Origin of the sequence: Streptomyces sp. NPDC048434 (genome assembly GCF_043200375.1) — a bacterium.
Lineage (GTDB): Bacteria > Actinomycetota > Actinomycetes > Streptomycetales > Streptomycetaceae > Streptomyces.
The window spans coordinates 1-1,120 of the sequence record NZ_JBICXQ010000097.1 but is presented as its reverse complement, the minus strand read 5'-3'; the positions used below and the strand labels follow the sequence as shown (position 1 = coordinate 1,120).

The window sequence follows — 1,120 nt, the reverse complement described above, 5'->3', positions numbered from 1 at the left end:
TGTCGAGGAGGCGCATGTCGATGAGCGGTTCCAGCAGGTCAGCGGGGTGCGGTGTGCGGTCGTCGATGAGGGCGGCACCCAGCCAGCTCGGAATCTCCGCCCCCTCGGCCAGGCTGAGCAGGCACAACAGGCGACGGTCGGCCGCCGCCAGACCGTCATAGCTGAGCGAAAGACTTGCCCGGATCGACAGCTCGCCGTGTGCCAGCTCGTCCAACCGGCGGTGCTCGTTCTCGAGTCGGTGCCACATGGAGGTCAGTGACCAGTGCGGGCGCGCGGCCAGACGCGCGCCGATGATACGCAGCGCGAGCGGCAGCCCGCCCACGAAACGTATGAGCACCCGCGCTGCGTCCGCCTCACCCTCGACCCGGCGCCCCCCAATGATCCGTCCAAGCAACTGGAGGGCCTGTTCCTGGCTCAGCGGCTCCAGGTCGAACCGGCGTGTGCCCGGCAACGCCGTGAGCTGGCTGCGGCTGGTGACCAGCACGCCGCTGCTGCCGGTTCCGGGAAGCAGCGCCGTCACCTGCGACTCGCTCACCGCGTCGTCCAGCAACACCAGGATCCGGCGACCGGCCAGCAGACTGCGGTACATCTCTGCGCGCTCGTCAAGTGAATCGGGTATGGCCTCGCCGGGTATGCCCAGTGCTCGGAGGAATCGTCCCAATGCCTGGGCGGGGTCCATTGGTTGTCCGCCCGGCCCTCGCAGGTCGCAGTAGAGCTGTCCGTCGGGGAAGTACTCGGTTGCCAGTCGGTGCGCCACGTGCGTGGCCAACGTGCTTTTGCCGACACCGGGCCTGCCAAGCACCAACGTTACGCTCAGCGGCCCTTTTCCCTGGCCCTCGGTGACCGCGTCGGAGATCGCTGAGACGATCGTGTCGTCGGCTACGAAGTCGCCGATGTCGGCGGGCAGTTGTCGAGGTGTGACGACGGGGTCGGGATCGTCACCACGCTCTTGCGCCGGCTGAGAGACTTGCGTTGCCACGACGCCGCGCGGTTCGGATTGGTCAGTCAGTGCCAGGTCAGCGTCATCGGTCAGGATTGCCTGCGCCAGGTCGCGTAGTTCCCTTCCTGGGTCCAGGCCCAGTTCTTCGGTGAGCATCGCGCGGCCCTGGTGGTAGGTATC

Annotated in this window: 1 protein-coding gene; it reads right to left on the bottom strand. The window is 67.5% G+C overall.

The genetic code is table 11. From position 1 onward, the window contains the following. The coding region (locus tag ACGFWI_RS39035) for an NB-ARC domain-containing protein (RefSeq protein WP_393910806.1) at positions 1–1,096 on the bottom strand (1,096 nt) is incomplete at its 3' end. Between the last annotated feature and the right edge of the window lie 24 nt (positions 1,097–1,120).